Source organism: Xenorhabdus sp. NBAII XenSa04, assembly GCF_963866145.1.
Taxonomy (GTDB): domain Bacteria; phylum Pseudomonadota; class Gammaproteobacteria; order Enterobacterales; family Enterobacteriaceae; genus Xenorhabdus; species Xenorhabdus indica.
The window spans coordinates 30417-48610 of the sequence record NZ_CAWMEB010000090.1 but is presented as its reverse complement, the minus strand read 5'-3'; the positions used below and the strand labels follow the sequence as shown (position 1 = coordinate 48610).

The 18194-nt window shown below is 36.3% G+C and carries 16 protein-coding genes and 1 pseudogene; 8 read left to right on the top strand and 9 right to left on the bottom strand.

The genetic code is table 11. From position 1 onward, the window contains the following. Positions 1 to 227: 227 nt before the first annotated feature. The 4 genes and pseudogenes from AAC147_RS04820 to AAC147_RS04805 all read right to left on the bottom strand — a co-directional run. On the bottom strand, positions 228 to 1472 hold the full coding sequence (locus AAC147_RS04820) for a dicarboxylate/amino acid:cation symporter (protein WP_047679490.1): 1245 nt from the start codon (positions 1470 to 1472) through the stop codon (positions 228 to 230). A gap of 721 nt (positions 1473 to 2193) precedes the next feature. Further along, a complete protein-coding gene (locus AAC147_RS04815) occupies positions 2194 to 2721 on the bottom strand; it encodes a GTPase (protein WP_047679242.1) in 528 nt (175 codons plus the stop codon). Between the two features lie 69 nt (positions 2722 to 2790). Next, a complete protein-coding gene (locus AAC147_RS04810) occupies positions 2791 to 3207 on the bottom strand; it encodes a TetR/AcrR family transcriptional regulator (RefSeq protein ID WP_231571330.1) in 417 nt (138 codons plus the stop codon). Positions 3208 to 3216: 9 nt separating this feature from the next. Then, positions 3217 to 3378, bottom strand: a pseudogene (locus tag AAC147_RS04805) (TetR/AcrR family transcriptional regulator); the annotation flags it as partial. Positions 3379 to 3463: 85 nt separating this feature from the next. On the opposite strand from AAC147_RS04805, the gene AAC147_RS04800 reads away from it, so the two are divergent. From AAC147_RS04800 to AAC147_RS04770, 7 genes are all read left to right on the top strand, one after another. Next, entirely contained in the window at positions 3464 to 4183 is a 720-nt protein-coding gene (locus tag AAC147_RS04800; RefSeq protein WP_047679239.1) for an SDR family NAD(P)-dependent oxidoreductase, read from the top strand. Next, on the top strand, positions 4176 to 5417 hold the full coding sequence (locus AAC147_RS04795; protein WP_072032483.1) for an MFS transporter: 1242 nt from the start codon (positions 4176 to 4178) through the stop codon (positions 5415 to 5417). Before AAC147_RS04800 ends, AAC147_RS04795 begins: the two co-directional genes overlap by 8 nt. Positions 5418 to 6073: 656 nt before the next feature. Further along, entirely contained in the window at positions 6074 to 7447 is a 1374-nt protein-coding gene (locus AAC147_RS04790) for an ANL family adenylate-forming protein (RefSeq protein ID WP_047679237.1), read from the top strand. Further along, complete coding sequence (locus AAC147_RS04785; protein WP_047679231.1) at positions 7434 to 8165, top strand: SDR family NAD(P)-dependent oxidoreductase; 732 nt, start codon at positions 7434 to 7436, stop codon at positions 8163 to 8165. The genes AAC147_RS04790 and AAC147_RS04785 overlap by 14 nt, the downstream gene beginning before the upstream one ends. Further along, positions 8159 to 8446, top strand: coding sequence for a phosphopantetheine-binding protein (locus AAC147_RS04780; RefSeq protein ID WP_047679227.1), 288 nt, complete (start codon positions 8159 to 8161; stop codon positions 8444 to 8446). The genes AAC147_RS04785 and AAC147_RS04780 overlap by 7 nt, the downstream gene beginning before the upstream one ends. A gap of 51 nt (positions 8447 to 8497) precedes the next feature. Beyond that, positions 8498 to 9511: an AvrD family protein gene (locus tag AAC147_RS04775; protein ID WP_047679224.1), complete on the top strand. Its 1014-nt coding sequence runs from the start codon at positions 8498 to 8500 to the stop codon at positions 9509 to 9511. Positions 9512 to 9524: 13 nt separating this feature from the next. After that, positions 9525 to 10250 (top strand): AAA family ATPase, encoded by a 726-nt coding sequence (locus tag AAC147_RS04770; RefSeq protein ID WP_052189391.1) that lies wholly within the window; start codon positions 9525 to 9527, stop codon positions 10248 to 10250. Between the two features lie 103 nt (positions 10251 to 10353). Here AAC147_RS04770 and AAC147_RS04765 read toward each other — a convergent pair whose 3' ends face one another. Beyond that, positions 10354 to 11007: a GntR family transcriptional regulator gene (locus AAC147_RS04765; RefSeq protein ID WP_052189390.1), complete on the bottom strand. Its 654-nt coding sequence runs from the start codon at positions 11005 to 11007 to the stop codon at positions 10354 to 10356. A 2588-nt stretch (positions 11008 to 13595) separates the two neighbouring features. Here AAC147_RS04765 and AAC147_RS04760 point away from each other — a divergent pair. After that, the gene (locus AAC147_RS04760; protein WP_047679222.1) at positions 13596 to 13898 is read left to right on the top strand and encodes a helix-turn-helix domain-containing protein; all 303 of its coding nucleotides are present in this window, start codon (positions 13596 to 13598) and stop codon (positions 13896 to 13898) included. A 98-nt stretch (positions 13899 to 13996) separates the two neighbouring features. On the opposite strand, the gene AAC147_RS04755 is transcribed toward AAC147_RS04760, so the two are convergent. The 4 genes from AAC147_RS04755 to ftsE all read right to left on the bottom strand — a co-directional run bounded on the left by AAC147_RS04755 (position 13997) and on the right by ftsE (position 18193). Then, complete coding sequence (locus AAC147_RS04755) at positions 13997 to 15154, bottom strand: glycerate kinase (protein WP_047679220.1); 1158 nt, start codon at positions 15152 to 15154, stop codon at positions 13997 to 13999. A gap of 329 nt (positions 15155 to 15483) precedes the next feature. Continuing rightward, entirely contained in the window at positions 15484 to 16341 is an 858-nt protein-coding gene (gene rpoH, locus AAC147_RS04750; protein ID WP_047679218.1) for an RNA polymerase sigma factor RpoH, read from the bottom strand. A gap of 213 nt (positions 16342 to 16554) precedes the next feature. Further along, the gene (gene ftsX, locus AAC147_RS04745) at positions 16555 to 17535 is read right to left on the bottom strand and encodes a permease-like cell division protein FtsX (protein ID WP_047679216.1); all 981 of its coding nucleotides are present in this window, start codon (positions 17533 to 17535) and stop codon (positions 16555 to 16557) included. Further along, entirely contained in the window at positions 17528 to 18193 is a 666-nt protein-coding gene (ftsE, locus tag AAC147_RS04740) for a cell division ATP-binding protein FtsE (protein WP_047679214.1), read from the bottom strand. The genes ftsX and ftsE overlap by 8 nt, the downstream gene beginning before the upstream one ends. Between the last annotated feature and the right edge of the window lies 1 nt (position 18194).

Sequence of the window (18194 nt, the reverse complement as noted above, 5' to 3'; positions counted from 1 at the left end):
ATTTCTATTTGCTATATTGAATTTGCACAAGGCTTTTCATTTATTGAAATCAACACGAGTGACTTTATAGGGCAGATTTTATATTTAATAATATTGAGCTGAAATGGTTATATGATGCTATAAAGAAATATATCCCTATCATCTTTCAGCAAGGGAATACAGTAAGCCCTGATTCAATCCTCTTGGTTGGTAATCGCTTTTTCTTATGATTCCGGCTTAGAATTATTCTATTTTTCCTCCATTTTATTTTCTTCCATTTTAGCAATCACCGCAGTAGAAATACTGTTACCAACCACATTGGTTGCTGTACGCCCCATATCAAGGAGCTGGTCGATGGCAAGGATCAGCAAGATACCCGCTTCAGGCAGCTTAAACATAGGAAGGGTTGCAGCAACGACCACAACAGAAGCACGCGCGACACCAGCTATACCTTTGCTGGTGATCATAAGCGTCAACATGATCAGGAATTGTTCTGTGATACTCAGATCAATATTGTAAGCCTGTGCAATAAATAGAATGGCAAAGGATTGATACATCATCGAGCCATCAAGGTTAAAGGAATAACCCAGAGGCAATACGAAGCTAGAGATTTTTTTCGGGACACCAAAGCTATTCAGTGCATTCACCGTTTTTGGGTAAGCGGATTCGCTGCTCGCTGTGGCAAAGGCCAGTGTCACTGGCTCCCTAATCAACCTCAGTAATGAAAATATCTTCTTGCCGAGAAAAAGAAATCCAACAATAGATAAAACCACCCAGAGTAAAAATAACCCAAGGTAAAAAAGACCAATAAGTTTGCCATAATCATAAAGCAGACCTAACCCTTGCACTGTAATGGCCGAAGCAATAGCAGCAAAGACCGCAATCGGTGCCAATGACATAACGTAATCAGTAATGCGGAACATGACATGCGCTAAATCTTCAATCATAGTTACAAGAGGGCTTTTTTCCTGGCTTTTCCGGCAAATATATGACAGCGCCAAGCCAAAAAAGAGAGAAAAAATCAGGATCTGTAAGATCTCATTGTTCGCCATAGCCGCGGCAAAACTGCTAGGAAATATATGGCTAATAAAGTTTTTCAGAGAAAATCCGCGGGTATTGAGGCCAATATCGATATTTGTCTGTTGAGGTATAGCGATATTCAACCCAATACCCGGCTGGAACAGGTTAACTATCAGCATACCAATACTAATCGAAACCAAGCCAGCGATAATAAACCATATGATCGCCCTGATGGTGATCCGCCCTACCGATGATGAACCACCGATTGACATTAATCCGGTAACAATCGTAGCAAATATGAGTGGGGCAATAATCATCTTTATCAGACGAAGGAATACATCAGTAATGATGTTGATATAGGAGGCAACTTCTTTTGTCTGACCAGCATCAAGGTATTGATGAAACCCCCAACCCGTTATCACTCCAAGCAGAATAGCAATAATGAGCTGCTGCATAAGTTTTTGCCTATTCATACTAACTCCTCATTCTCTGTAAACACTAGAATCAGTTATTCTGTTTCCTGAATTTCACTCCAATAACTATTTCATTTTTTTAACTTTTAATGAAATGCAAATGAGGGATGAGACATGCAAGATACGCATTCATGTTGGAGATTGATATATCGCTATAAATGATTATTTAATATTTTCTTTAAACACAAATTGAACAGGACTTAAATAAATTAAGCAGTGATTTTTAAAACAGTCAGATCGGGATATTGGTGCCAACCGTTTTACATTTTCAGTATACAAAAAATAGGTAAGAGCTACACATATAATATACTCCCTCAGATAACCATCATGGCATATGGTATTTTAGAATAACCACTTAGTCATAAAAAAGTGATTGAAACAGAGGAAAAAGTTAAAGAAAAAGTCCTTAATTTAGTAACAAAGGTGATTATCCTATTTTGGTTTTTCATTTAAGCATCAATCAGTTATTGGTTGTTATTCACATTTAATAAAAATCCATGAAAATGTATTAGGAGATTTATCGAAAAACATTGTTGTAATTGTTTTGATATGATCACACTATAAAATAGTTTACTTAATTCACATCATCATGGATTTTAATATTATTAATAGCGAGAGGGATTAACAAATTATTCGAATTATATTTTCTTGATACAAGATATACCGAATGTTATTTTTACATTCATAGACAAATATGATTGATAACAGTTTATAAATTTAACTATCGGGTAAGCTCCCATTGATCAAATTGTTCCTTAATCTCTTTAATGGAATTCAGTCTTATCTTGGGTATGGTCAGTTGTTCAAACATTGCAGCATAGCGTTTCCTGCTTTTTGGTGTAACAACAGTAATATGCCTGAGCATTTTCCATTTGATAGAGTCTTTACCTCCTTCTAAAGCACCATAACGATTACTTTGAAGCAGAGTTCTATTTACGTAACGTAACAAACTTGATGGCATTGAGATATCTAATAAAATAATCCCCGTTGCTCTGGATAAGCGTTGTGGCAGGCATCTTGCATAATTCCCATCAATTATCCAACTTTCCTCTTTTATTGCCATATCATGCAGTGAGATAAATTCTTCTACGGTGCGTTCCTGCCAATTTGTATTTGGTAAATGGAAAAGCTGATCCAAATGAATGACTTTCAAATTACATTTTGTGGAGATTGCATTAGCAAGTGTAGACTTACCACTATTCGAAGGCCCCATAATGCAGATTCTATTTCCTAAATCTGAAAGTTGCATAACATACTCCAGTGTTGTTAATCGGGGGTGACAACCATGCTGACAGAGGAGGCATACTGTTTCCACTACTTATGGTGACGATGCCAAACGACGAGCAGCCTCAATAACAGAGGTTCTGCGTCTAGCCTGCTCTTGCCGATCATCAGAACCAGTTAGCATACGTGCCACTTGGGGGACAGCCGACCACCAGCCGGCCAATGCCAACACCAGAAAGATCAGATGATCGGGTTCTAAGGTTCGTGTAACTGTACCTTGAAGTTGACCATCGACTATGGCTTGGATTTTGTAACCATAATATTCACGTCTCTGCTTCTCATCCGGAACTTCACCGTCGAAAATCAATCCTTCCCAACGCATTAGACGACTAAGTTCGGGATGCTCACAATGGTAGTCGTAAGCCCTGCCAGCGTATTCCCCAATATCTTCGGCTGCGAAAGACAGAATAGGTACGGCTTGCGCTACTTTAGCTAATTCTCTACGCAGCACGGCCGAGAATAGCGCTCGCTTGTCACCGAAATAATTATAAATACGTTCCTTATTCACTCCAGCTAACTTAGCAATTTTTTCGACCGTTGTACCATCAGGACCGAATCGGGCGAACTCTATCACCGCAGCTTCCAAAATCTTACGCTTTGTTCCTTCGATATCCCAAGCCATTGTGAATACTTTCTCATCTATCAGTTGTTATCGTCGCTAAAATAATACTATAATAAACTCCAACGCTCTAGTTGGAGTTTAAATTATGAAGCATACCATACTAATTTGTGGTTACGGTCCAGGAATCTCTCACGCCGTTGCGCAGCGTTTTGGTAAAGCTGGACATTCCGTTGCCCTTATCGCTCGTAATGCACAACGTTTGACCTCTGCCGTGGAGGAATTTGCCGCCGAGGGCATCCAAGCTTGGGCTTTTCCCGCTAACCTAAATGATATTGAGGAGATGAAACTAATTGTTACAGAGGTACGTTCTGCATTGGGGCCAATCGGCATCCTGCACTGGAACGCTTTCCTTGACATTGAAGGCAATCTACTGTCTACCTTACCTTCAGATCTGAGCAAAAGTTTCGAGATCCGTGTTACTAGCTATATTGCCGCCGTTCAGGCGTGCTTACCCGACCTAAAAGCACACAAAGGGTCCGTACTCACTACCAGCGGTATCATGGCTCTCAGTGATCCTAAAATCGACATTTTTGCTACCGGATATGCTGCGCTTGCTATCAGTGTAGCTGCCCAACACAAAGCTACCAGAATCCTGACTCACACCCTTGCACCATACGACATCCATGTGGGCGAAGTAATTGTCAATGGTTTTGTCAACAGAACACCGGGAGGGGTCGGCAAGAATAGTACAATCGAACCGGCAGATATCGCCGAACAGTTCTGGAAACTGTATACAACACGGCAAACTCATTCCATCATTTTCGGTGCAACGATACCAATATCGGAGACAGTAGCTCATGAGTAACCAAACACATAACATAGGGAAGCTGAATGATACAGGAAGCAAATCAGCATCACTCGATCAGATCCACACCGCAAATCGTAGTGTTGTTATTTTACTAGCTACTATCGCCCTGTTCGTTCTGACACAGCTTTATCTGGCAATTCCTCTGCTCACACATGTTGGTCAGGATTTCGGTTCAACAAATCCAGAGAGTGTCACATTTGCTCTCGCGACAAGTTTTAGTCTGGCTTATGCCTGTGGTTTCCTCATTTGGGGACCGATATCAGATCAATATGGTCGCCGACCAGTGATGCTAGTGGGATTGATTGTATTGTCGATCGCCACATTCGCATGTTCCTTCGCCCCATCATTATCATGGCTAGCAGGGCTGCGTATATTGCAAGGTCTGGCAGCATCCAGTTTTGCACCGATAGCATTAGCCTATCTTACCGAAGCAGTACCGATACGCTATCGTGCTACTGCTATTGGTACTATGTCCACATCATTTCTTATAGCGGGCATCTTCGGGCAGGTGTTAGCCGCTTGGATAGTACTACAATGGAATTGGGGTTGGGTATTTATAGTGACTGGGGGATGTCTGGCAGTTGCTATTCCGCTATTTGCAGCAATGGTCAAAGAGCCACCGCGTGCTGTTGTTGATGGACATCTGGGGCATCGCTTTGTGGCATTAGGCAGAATTATCATCCGACCAGCAGTATTACTTCTATCGTGTGCCCATATCACGCTACTACTGTCATTTGTCGCCATGTACACAGCATTGGGTTCTCATTTGTGGATGCTGAACATTACTCCAGACAAGGTTATTTTACTACGCTTAATTGGGCTACCCGGTATGTTTGCAGCACTACTAGTTGGACCACTTTCTGCCCGATTTAGCATGCCGATTATCTCGATTATTGGTTACGTAACTGCAGCATCAGGTCTGGCACTAGAAGCAATGTTGTCGCAATCCTTGCTCAGCATCGCCGCCAGTAGCTTGATTTTCGTCACTGGTATAGCTCTTGCCGTTCCGGCAATGATCACTCAGTTTGGTTCTATAGCAGCATCCAATCGTGGCGCAGGCATGGCCTTAAATGGGTTCATTCTGTTCATCGGTGCTAGCATCGGCCCGCTCATTGCAACAGGGATACCCAGTTTTGTTACGTTATTAGTTGGAGCTGCGTTGATGCTTCTTTTAGCCGTCTTTTGTGTTACTGGTAGTGCGTTACTTACATCTTCCTTGAAGAAACCCTAGAACTCACTATCTTCAGCTTTAGCCATTCGATGCAAATCACTGCATTTTACTTGAACGCTGATGTCCAGCGTTCTTACGTGGCTAGCCATTATTCAGTAATTTTTCTGCATCCTATCATATTTTCCCCTGCTTTTAATTGACTAATGCTCATTATATACAGGATAACTTCCACTATTTCTCCCATTTATTTGTGCAACAATATCAACCATCATGCATTAAAGTAATAATAATTTAGCCAGTACAACGGATTTACGTTCTGATGGAATATACATAATCATGATTTCTCCATCGTCCTATCAATATTTTTAATAAGGATGTCAATGATAATGACAAAAGTAAAAATCAATAAGATTAGTTTTTTATGAGTGAACATAAAATTATCGCGATTATGTATTATCATTTTATTTGATATATCTTTAGACATTCCCAAAAAAATGGAACATTTATGTTTTTATCCTATTGAAAATAATGAATAACTTACCTTAACAGATTACTGATTATTTTAATGAATTAATATCTATCCCTAAATTAAAAATTTGAATAAATATAATTAACATGGCTTTTAATAATATCTATTTAAATATATTTTCAAAAATAGAAACATTTTTATATAAAAGTGATATAACAAGAATCATTCATAAACAGGAGGGAATGATATGACTTTGAATTGGCTAATCGAACGCTGCAATACATTTAATAAAACTGAAGCAATTATTTTTAAGAATAACCGATATTTTTACTCAGAGTTATATTCTGATACTATTGAAGTTATAAATTACTTAAAAGACATTGGTCTCCCTGAGGGAGCGATTGTATCTGTAGAAGGAGAGTTTTCTCCAAAAACTTTGGCTATTATTCTGGCACTTGTTAATAACAATAATGTTATCGTTCCAATTGGCGACATTCCAGAAATAAAACTCAGTGAATATTTGGAAGTTTCTCAAGTTGAAGTAAGAATTAAAGTTAGTAATAACGATTATGAACTAAATGATACTGGTCGTATTGCTGAACATGAATTATATAAAAAAATATATGATGTAAAACATTCTGGTTTAGTGCTTTTTAGTTCAGGCACTACTGGGCAACCAAAGGCGTCTGTATTAGACTTCAATAAATTAATCGATAAGCATTTAGAAAGAAAAATTCCCAGAAGAATACTTTCATTTCTTTCCGTAGACCATATTGGTGGTATTAATACTCTATTACATACCATTAGTCATGGGGGAACATTAATTATTCCTCTACTACGTACACCTGAAAGTGTATTCAATGCCATAGAAAAATGGGCTGTAGAAGTATTGCCCACTACCCCTACCTTTTTAAATATGGTTCTTATATCAAGAGTTATTGAAAAAACAAATACATCAAGCCTTAAATTAATTACTTATGGCACTGAACCAATGCCTCCTGTTACTTTAAAAAGGATTAGCGAAAAATTACCAAACGTTAAGTTAAAGCAAACATATGGTCTATCTGAAGTAGGCATTTTACAAACTAAATCTAAAAATAATAATGAATTATGGATTAAACTTGGCAATAATGGATTTAAATACAAAGTCCTATCTAACATTCTGTGGATAAAATCAGACTATGCTATGTTAGGATATTTAAATGCTCAATCACCTTTTGATGAAGAGGGATACTTCAATACTGAAGACGTTGTTGAAGTTGATGGAGATTATGTAAAGATATTAGGAAGAAGATCAGAGATTATTAATGTTGGAGGTGAAAAAGTTTATCCGCATGAGGTAGAGAATATCCTTTTGCAAGCTAACAATATAGCTGATGCAACAGTAATAGGATTTCCAAACACAATTACAGGAATGGGAATTAAAGCTATTGTACATTTGAGTAAACCTGAAAATTATGATGATCTAAGATCTCGATTATATGTTCACTGCAAGAACTTTCTTGAAGAATTTAAAATTCCAATGACTTATGAGGTTTCAATAACACCCCACTATTCTAGTCGATTTAAAAAAATGCGTTCTTCATTGAAAATAAAGGAGCATAAGAATGCTACCACCTAAAACTGTAGTCATCAGCGGTGGCAGCAAAGGACTTGGAGCTACAATGGCTTCAGCCTTTCTTAATAAAGGTTATCGTGTTGCTACTTTTAGCCGTCATTCAAATGAGTTTATAACTCAAAAACAATTGTCTGATGCTAATTTTTTCTATTGGGAATCTGTTGATGTTAATGATTTGAGTAAAATAAAATCATTTGTCAATAATGTAAAATCAAAATTTGGTCACATCGATATTTTGATAAATAATATTGCAAAACTAACTGAAGGGTTATTAATTTTTTCTTCGGACAATGAGATTATTTCTTTACTTAATACAAACATACTAGCACCCATAATACTAACAAGAGAATGTAGTAAGAGCATGCTGAAGAGGAATACAGGAGTTATTCTCAATGTTTCTTCTATAAATGCAATAAAGGGTCATAAAGGTGTATCATTATATTCAGCAACCAAAGCTGCTCTTGATGGTATGACTCGTAGCTTAGCGCGTGAATTTGGCCCTGCTAATATAAGAATTAACTCACTAGTACCAGGTTTTTTTGATAGTGAGATGGTGTCTTACCTTTCTGAAAACAGACGTAAACAGATATTGAAAAGAACACCTATTGGTCGCTTATCAAAAATTGAAGAAATTAGTAAAGTAGCATTGTTTATTTGTTCAGATGAAGCTGCATTTATTACAGGTCAAAATATTGTTGTTGATGGAGGAATATCATGTTAAAAGAGTTAAATATAGTTAAAGAAATAATAATAAAAGAAGTAAGATTTATTTTTAATCAAGCTAACATTAGAGATGATTATAATAACATTTTAATAGATGAGAGTTCAAATCTGATTGACGATTTGGCTTTTACATCACTTATGATTGCCCGTTTAATTATGGAGTTAAATGAAAGATTAAAAGTTGAACCGTTTGGTAATGATTATTATTTTTCAGACATAAGAAATGTGCAAGATATTATTAATGCATATATAAATACTATAGAAAGCGATAATATCTAATTAAAATAATTAACTAAACCCGCATCATTTATATAAAAAAGAGAAATAGCTATGAATTCAAAATTTCTATGTCATTCAATTGATGATTATTTAGGTGATAGTAAAACACGTTTTTTTGGCATGGGATACCGACGTGTTGTATATAATATTAAGAATATTGATATACAATTTAATCATTCAGGAGATAACTATCCAAAATTAATTTCACTCTTATCAGTCGAATATCCATTAGACTGGTCTAAGAAAAAAAATACAAACTTACCTCCACATCTCAGTAGTATTGATACACTAATTTTAAGTACTCAATTCTGTGAAATTTTCTTGAAACATAGTTTTCAATTCGACTCCTTTAATTGTAAAAAAATGTGGTTGAAAAGTTTAAAGTTGAAATCAGGAACCACTCCACAAGAAGATCTTGATAATATTTCAGCCAAGATCACTTGGAACTCCACATCAAAATTAAAATCAAATGATGTTACCATGATTTCCATTTTTGATTGTCAAATAGGAAAAATGGAAGCACGTTGTGAGATAGAACATCCTGTAGCAGAGATTATTTGTAAAAATGGCTTCTATAGATCTCCAGCAGATATTCTTGAGCCTAGTAATTCACGTTATTATGGGGACATTTTTAAATTCCGTGGACAATCTCTCCAAAATATAAGTTACGATAGTGAAAACCACATAGCTTCAGCAAAAGTGAAATTAAATATTCCTGAATTTTATCATTCAGTAAATGGAATTGATGGTCACTACCAACCTTCTGCCACTTATGTTGACTGTTTTGTTGTTAATCTACAGTTAGCTCAAGTATTAATGTATGAACTTGATCATATTAATAGAAAAGATAGTGAAACACTGTGGATGTTGAGAACCGAAATCGAAGCTCCAACACCTACTAGAAATTTCCAATCCAATTATGATGCTACAACACGTATTACTTCTACTTATAAACTAAAAGTTAGAGGTGAATATTGGAGATATGTAGATATTGAAGGGAATTTTTCAGGAATAAAAATAAAGTGTTCACTAGGACATAAATTACCAACTTCTTCTGATATATAATAGGAAATATGGTATGAAATTAGCTATCTCAGGAACTTATTCATCCGGTAAAACAAGAACAGTTATGGCGTTAGCTCACTTAACTGGTTATCCTCGTACCCTGGCAAAAACAATTCGTGAAATAATGCCTTATGCTGTTCCCGGAAAACGATTGGCACAATGTACTCCTGCTGAATTTCTACAATTAGCTATGAGAAGGCACACCAGTAGGGCGATACATGAAGCACTACTAAAAGATAATTTCGTCTCTGATGGTTCATCGTTACAAGAATGGATTTATGCTGCTGCCCGTGTTAAGTATGGGATGAATCCCAACCAAGAAGGACATCTGGATCCAGTTCCCAGATCAAGTCTTTCTCCAGAAATGATATTTTTTGAACAGGTTACTAATCAGTATGCACATGCTTTCAAACAACATGTGAAAAGTACATTCGATGTATTCATCCATTTAAAGAACGAGCTTCCATTAAAAAAAGATGGTCATCGTCCAATGAATAAAAACTTTAGAGATTATTGTGACAGTATGTTATTAAAAACCCTAGATGAATTAGAAATACCCTATTATATTATTAGTGGAACAATAAAAGAACGTCTATTTAAAATAACAGAAATATTTAATCTGCCTCTTATTATGAGTATTGAGAAAGCTATTCAATTAGCTGATAAAGAATATTCTCTACAGGATTTTAGATTTGAAACGGAAAGAAACAGATCACCCGATACCTTCATACCTTTTTAGTTTACTATATAGGGAGAAAACCTGTTATTCATGTATAAAATAGGGTGAGACATTATTGTCTCATCTCTCTATATATTTTTTATTATGTTTAATTGAAAAACATTTAATCACTAACCAAACACAACAACTCTATATGTTTACTATTCTTTAATTTATCAAAAATCTCCATTATAATTCCTTCGCTATTCGATAAATCCCGTTTTTTTATATAAAATAATAATTTCTTGTACATATCCAGGAAATATACTGCATTTTGTTTTATGAAAGTATGCCATAGATAACTACTTCTTTCTATACAATTAATATACAATCTACTTAGTTCATTATTATTTATAGCATTGAGTATTAAGATAGTGAATTCACTGTCAACATTTTTTATTTTTTCATCATTACAATTGGTTTCTTTGCTTATCAAAACCTCAATTTTTTTTGAAAAATCGTTTAAATTTTCTTGAGATGTTTTGTTTAAAAATAATTTAATTATAGATAACAAAAATATTTCGCGTAAAGTAACCAATTCTAATTGCTCTTTATAGTCCAGGCTTCGTGTATAGAACCCTCTATTATTACCTTTAATGACAAATTGTTCATGCAAAAGTCTATTCAGCGCCTCTCTAATTGGAGTAGAACTAACATTTAATTGATCAGTTAATTTAGAAACATATAGTTGTTCATTTGGTTTAAACTCATTATTAGTAATTTTATTTTTAATTTGGAGATAAACACGATCAACATACGAAGTTTTTCTAATTCTCATTTCTTTCCCTTAAATTAATTCATTAACTTAAATCTATTTTATAGATGACAAAAATTCAGAGACAAAACCAATGACTGTTCGTATTAATAATATACTAAGTAATATTAATTCGTAATAATTACAATAGTTTTCTCTCTGTTTTATAGCATTCTAAAAAATACCGATATCGATACTAATTTTTGTGCTGCTGAAATGAAAAACTAACAGTCTGGATTAGACAGCATCAGAGTAAAAAATTGATCTTCCACGTTCAAAATTATCGTCCAATAGAAAAATAAATAATATTCCTAATCAACACCAAATTTTTGTCAAAAATGAAATTATTGAAATAAATTTAATATTATTACCAAATATATCTTTAAGTTTACTTAATATTGATTAATTTAAGATCAGACGACTAATGTAACTAACTTAAATAATTAATATTTTTATCTCTTTACTGATTTTCGATTACCATAATATGATTTAATTAAATAATTTCTCTTTAAAAATATTCTGTATTACTATTCTATCCTCTGAAGATCTAATTATATTACTTATACTCCAATAAAAAAATCTTGGGAAAGATATTTACACTCATAACAATCACAATATAACAAGGTTTTTTCGATATTATAATATACTCATTAAAAATGATGATGCAATATAATAATTTAAATATCAAGATATCAAGCAGTCTATTTTAAATAAAACTAGCATAAAACTTCAAAATTATGGAAATTTTCCCATAACACAATATATTATAGTGACAAATTCAGTTTCAAAATTGAGCACTATTTTTTTAGAAGATTTCTTATTTTTATTTCAACATTTTTTCAAAAAACCAGAGTAAAGTCATCCGATGAAGATATTAAACCTATTACTTAATATTGATAATTTTATTAATATAATGTCACAACTATAACAATTCTTCATGAAGTTGACGCACTGCATTTATATTCTCTGGTTTATCTGGCTATTACATTAACCAGACAAACCAGAGAGTTTGAAAAACACTAAACCTACCAAGAAAACCATAACTCCTTTACTATTAAATAATTACCGACAAAACTCCTCACTTTGTTATAACCTAATATTTCTGTTTTATGCTAAAGGGTGAACAGTTATAAACACTTTTTCAGTTTCTTAGATCATTGCAGATATGAAAGAAATTAAGAAACTCTATCTTTAGATAAAAAATTTAATTTTTTATTACAAAATATTCCCTCAGCCAATCATCATGTACTGCAAACTGAAAAAACAAACGAAAATAGATAAGGTTTATTTATTATCCAGTATAATATGCAAAAACTGATAAACATCACATAACTTCACAAAAAAACCTATTTATAGCAATAACAAATTGTTAAATAACGAGATTAAAATAAGAATCTTTTGGCTTCCTTTAACATATCCAATAAGAAAATCTCTAAGTAAACAAATTCTCTGAAAATAGAGAGCATAAAATAAACACGTAAAATTTGATAAAAAATATGCTTTTTATGTAACAATTAATATCTTCTTGTTTTTATACTAAAAAATAAAAAACGCTATAGTATTACAGGCAAAAAAACAAGCTGCCTCTCAGTATTCAAAAATGCGAGTGAGTTGTTACTTTCTTGAAAGATAAAATTATTCAGTAGGAAAAGTTTCTATAAGTAATATTTTCTAATAGAAAATAGATGATGTGGCAATAGTAATGCCATGAAAGATTAAAATCTATTTACTTAACTAAAATTAATAAAATTTAACTCAAAAACGAAACATTTTTATACCAAACTGTAAACATAATCCTATATAACTTTACTTAAGTCAAATTTCATTACATATCAAATCTCATTCCACTTAATTTATTATAATATATGAATTTTTTTTGTTATTCACATAGTTAATTCCTTTTAAATAGTATTGGTAATGAAAAATTGTTACTTACTCGAAATCGATAGCAGCCAAATCACCCAGAGTTAATATCAGTCCACCTTGTATTTGTAGAGCTTAATTCTATTTCAAATCGCAAATCTAGATTATAAATCCAAACAGAACAGTTTGGTATATTTTGTTTAGTTTCTAACCTAATGAAAGATCTTAATGAAATAGATAAATACAAAATAATGGCGATTTTCTATAAAAGAACAATATATTGATAATTTTATTGATTAAATTAAAAAAAATACTTTTTATTCAATATATTAAATAAAAATAAATAGCAAAATTAACGTTTAAAGCCCTCTTCATTATTCCTCATATGAAGAGAACAGCCTGTTGTTTTACTCAATTGCGGGGGAAAAGTAGTTGCAAGATGCAAGGTAACAACAAAATAGAGAATGTGGTTTGCATCATGGAAGAGTACACCTTGTCTCAGTAAAGGTTCTTTTTTTACAAGACGTTAATAAGAAAGGTTATTTCATTAAAAAAAACAAGGCTCATGTCGGAAAACAAAACGGCGGATCAGGTGTAACAATAGGGCATACCGTGAATGGTATTAAACCCGTCAAGGTATGCCCTATGTTACGCACAGTGGCGAAGTAAATTTAAGCCATTTTGAAGCTCTAGGGCAATTATCCTTGATAACGCCATAACTTACTGATTTGAAAATAAAAGGATAAGATATGGAAGATGCAAACATGTTAATTGGAAAACGTATTTACATTAAAAGGAAAGAGTTGGGTATCACAGCAACGGCATTAGCTAAACAAATTGGCATTAGTCAGCAACAACTTTCACGTTATGAAAGGGGAACCAATCGAATTAATGTCACTCATTTGGTTGCCATTAGTAAGAAGCTGGAGACCCGTATTTCATGGTTCTTTGAAGACTGCTTTGAAGAGAATAACAAGGAAGATTCTGTTAATAAACTCGATACCCAATACATTCCCATGGCCGAAACAATTATAGGGAAAAATGGTTGTTAAATGGTCAAAATAATCCACTGTCAGAAGCCTGCCATTAAGCTTGAGCCAAACCCCAAAATATGGGGGCTTCTGACTCCTCTCAAGTACTTATCCATTCTTCAATGGGCATCTGCTTTCTTTTCTATACCAGTCATATTCCAAACCGTCGCAATGTTACGTGCCAATACCCGTAGATTATCAACACTATTAGTCAGAGCATCAGCAAGAGTACAAACTTCGGGGATAATAGAAAATACAGCATCCAAACCGTGTTGGTGGACTATATGGTAGTCTTTGCTCATTCCTCCCACTAAAGCGATAGCAGGAATACCGAACTTCTTGGCAATACGCGCAACGCCAATAGGCGTTTTGCCATATATAGTCTGGCTATCCATACGACCTTCACCAGTAATAACTAAATCTGCATCCTGAATCATCTTTTCCAACTTCAGAGTCTCAATCACAATCTCAACACCTGATTGTAATTTTGCACCCAGACAACCCAGTAAAGAAGCGCCCATACCTCCCGCAGCGCCTGCCCCTTCAGCATCGATCACATGTCTGCCTGTTGCCGCTTCAATTTTCATTCCATAATGGAATAAGGCTGAATCTAGTATTTTAACCATTTCTGCTGTCGCTCCTTTTTGTGGGCCAAATACCGCAGATGCTCCAGACTCACCGCATAATGGATTATTGACATCACAAGCTACAGCAATTTTCAATTGCTTGAGCCGGGGATCAAGACCCGAAAGATCGATGCTTTCCAACCGTGTTAATGCTGCTCCACCAAATGGCAGAATGCGGTTATCCCCATCCCATAAATTTGCCCCAAGTGCTTGCATCATTCCTGCACCACCATCATTGGTGGCACTGCCACCGATACCTAAAATTAGATTTTGTGCTCCGTGCGCCAACGCAGCCAGGATCAGCTCTCCAGTGCCATATGTTGTTGTTATTAAAGGATTACGTTGTTCCAACGGCACTAAGTGCAAACCTGAAGCGGCTGCCATTTCTATAACTGCGGTTCTTCCATCGCCTAGCAGCCCCCATAAAGCCTCAATAGTTCTCCCCAAAGGATCAGTAACTGCACATGTGATACGTTTCCCTCCTGTCGCAGCCACCAGCGATTCTACTGTACCTTCTCCGCCATCGGCCATCGGTAGCTTAATATAATCAGCCTGCGGAAGAATTTCCCGAAATCCCTGTTCTATCGCTTCTGCTACTTGTAAGGCACTTAAGCTTTCTTTAAATGAATCTGGTGCAATCACAATCTTCATAACTATTTCCTCTCTCCCCTATATATTCGGCCGACAAAAATTTAGCCAGTAAAACCAAATACACCAAAGATTAAGGTTGAGACAAATGAAAAAAACTGCCATGTGGTAGATGGCCTAGCACAATGGCAACAACCAATGCAGTAATGGCACCAAATGCAGAAACTGTTGTCATTTTATTCTTATCACCATTGGCTTTGTCTTTAAAAACTACACTACGCACATAAATAGTATGTATAAAAAAAGCGATAAATAAATTTATCGCCTTTTAATCCACTAGCGTATGTATTCAGCATGAAAAAATCTTCATGCTCAGCCAATTGTCAATTACATTAGGCTTCAATCGCCATTCGCAATTTTTTCATGGCATTCTTTTCTAATTGACGTACCCGTTCAGCGGATACACCGTATTTATCAGCCAGTTCTTGCAAAGTAGATTTATTGTCATCATCCAACCAACGGGAACGGATAATGTCCTGACTACGCTCATCCAGCTTTTCTATTGCTACAGAAAGTTTATCCGCAGCATGGTTTTCCCAATTATCTTCTTCAATACCATCCGCAAAATCAGAAGCCTTATCCTGTAAAAATAGCACTGGAGCGGGTTGGCTGTCATGGCTGTTGTCATCATCCGATGACATGTCAAATGCCATATCCTGCGCTGACATACGAGATTCCATCTCCAGAACGTCCTTACTGGTCACTCCTAATTCTTTGGCAACTAACTCAACTTCATCCTGATTGAACCAGCCCAAACGTTGTTTAGCCTTACGCAAATTGAAGAATAACTTACGCTGCGCTTTTGTTGTTGCGACTTTCACAATACGCCAATTACGCAATACATATTCATGGATTTCTGCTTTAATCCAATGAACAGCAAAAGACACCAGACGCACGCCCACTTCTGGATTAAATCGACGAACCGCTTTCATCAGGCCGATATTGCCTTCCTGAATTAAATCCGCTTGCGGTAAACCATAACCAGCATAACTGCGAGCGACATGAACAACGAAGCGCAAATGAGACAGAATCAGCTGTTTTGCTGCATCCAGATCTCCCTGGTAATGCAGCCTTTCCGCCAGTTCCTTCTCTTCCTCTGCAGAGAGCATGGGATAAGCGTTGGAAGCACGGATGTATCCTTCCAAACTACCTTGTGGAACTAATGCTAAAGTTTGCATTTCTTTTGTCATTCAAATTCTCTCAAACTAAGAACCAAATTGATGTTTTTTCGAATTCACACGAAGCAATCAATAAGATTTATTCAAGCCAAAGATGTATCTATTCTACCATCGTGGAAATCATATTCAAATTGTCTGCATTGTATGAAAACGCACACAAATCAGTAACAGTTTCTTCGACCTTAATTAAGCCCAAAAGTTCATCTAATGTCCAACAAAATAGTCCTATTCTGGCCTGAAACGACGTAAGTGCTGGATAGTCGCAAACCATGCAGCCATCCAACCAATCATACCTGAAATCAGTATCAGTAATAGTGATTCATCCCAACTCAGTCCATGCAGCCTGAAGGTTGTACCAAAAACACTGGCCACTTCTGTGACGATGCTGGAAAGTTTCCAAACCAGCAAGTATGAAAGAAGTAAAGAAAAAATTGCCCCCAGAATTCCCAACAATACCCCGCCATTGAGAAACGGACGCAAAATAAACCCATCTGTTGCCCCAATCAGTTTCATCACATTAATGGTTTCACGACGGCTAAAGATGCTTAAACGAACGCTGTTACCAATGACCAATAACAAGGCAACTACCATCAGAATACCTATCACCGCAGCAATTCGGCCAACGAGGTTAGCCAGAGCCGTAAGGCGGTCAAACCAACTATCATCCATTCTGACTTCTTCAATGCCTTTCAACTGTGCCACACGGTCACGCAGTGTTGTTAATGCTTGTGAGTTTTGAAAATCCAGTTTAGGAGAGACAATCGCTACCGCGGGCAACGGATTTTCTTCCAGCATATCTAATGCGCCAGCAAATCCAGACCAGGCGCGAAATTCATTCACAGCGTCTTCACGGGATAAATAATTTACCGATTTCACACCGTCCATGGCTTTCAGCTCGCCAATCAATTGATTGGAATTGACATCATTCAGCGATTTATCAAGATAAACCGTAAGCTGTGGCACGGGATACCATTGTTCTACAGCCTGATTAACATTTTTCCAGACAATGTAAAACACACTTGGCAATGTCAGGGAGATAGCAATAACCATGATGGTCAACAATGTTGCTAGTGGCTGACGTAACATATCCGACAGGGTGCTTTTCCACGCATAACGTGATTGTACACGCCAGCCCCCTTTTAATGACTTGGAACGGGATTTGGAAGCCGTTATTCTTTTTGCAGAATGACGAACATGCTTAGCCATGATGCCCTCCTTGCATACGTCCCTGATTCAGCGTCAGAATACGGTAATTTCTTCGCTCAATAAGAGCTGTATCATGCGTTGCCATAAGAACCGTCACACCGACTCGGTTAAACTCTTCAAACAGACGCATAATGCCCTCAGATAGTTCACCATCCAGATTTCCCGTCGGTTCATCCGCCAGCAAGACAGTCGGTTTATTGACAACAGCGCGGGCAATGCCAACGCGCTGCTGTTCTCCTCCAGAGAGTTGAATGGGAAAATTTTTCGCTTTGTCCAACAAGCCAACCTTATCCAGCGCCGCCGATACCCGCCGACGAATATCTTCAGCACTGGCTCCAGAGATAATCAGTGGCATTGCAATATTTTCGTATACGGTACGATCCAATAACAGATGGTGATCCTGAAAAATCATACCGATCTGACGACGCAGGAATGGGATCTCGCGGGATTTCAGTCGGCTGATATCATGTCCCCCAAACCAGAGATAACCTGCGCTCGGACGCTCAATACCACAGATAAGTTTCAAAAGCGTACTCTTACCCGCTCCTGAATGACCGGTTAAAAATGCCATTTCTCCTGGAAGCAGGTGAAAATTCACCCCTTGCAGCGCCTGCCGTCCTCCCAGATAGGCTTTACTGACCTGTTCAAAGCGAATCATT